The sequence below is a fragment of the Bacillus pretiosus genome (genome assembly GCF_051294775.1).
Classification (GTDB): Bacteria; Bacillota; Bacilli; order Bacillales; family Bacillaceae_G; genus Bacillus_A; species Bacillus_A wiedmannii.
The window spans coordinates 1-297 of the sequence record NZ_JBPPHF010000293.1 but is presented as its reverse complement, the minus strand read 5'-3'; the positions used below and the strand labels follow the sequence as shown (position 1 = coordinate 297).

The 297-nt window shown below is 31.6% G+C and carries 1 protein-coding gene; it reads left to right on the top strand.

The features are described from left to right. Nucleotides 1-212, top strand: a 212-nt coding sequence (locus ACSG5Z_RS30935; RefSeq protein ID WP_435712868.1) for an alpha/beta fold hydrolase, incomplete at its 5' end; no start/stop codon positions are given. Nucleotides 213-297: the final 85 nt, after the last annotated feature.

Sequence of the window (297 nt, the reverse complement as noted above, 5' to 3'; positions counted from 1 at the left end):
ACTTCAGAGGCGATTTAGCCAAGGTTAATATACCTACCCATGTTATTCATGGTGATTCAGATGCAACTGTACCATTTGAATATAGTGGGAAATTAACACATGAAGCAATTCCTAATTCTAAAGTAGTATTAATAAAGGGTGGTCCACATGGGCTAAATGCAACGCATGCCAAAGAATTTAATGAAGCGCACCTATCATTTTTAAAGGACTGATTACAACTATATAATTGGTAATTGATAAATTATAAACAAGTTTTTATAAAGGTTTTTAAAATATTCTGTTGGATAAATCAATGAG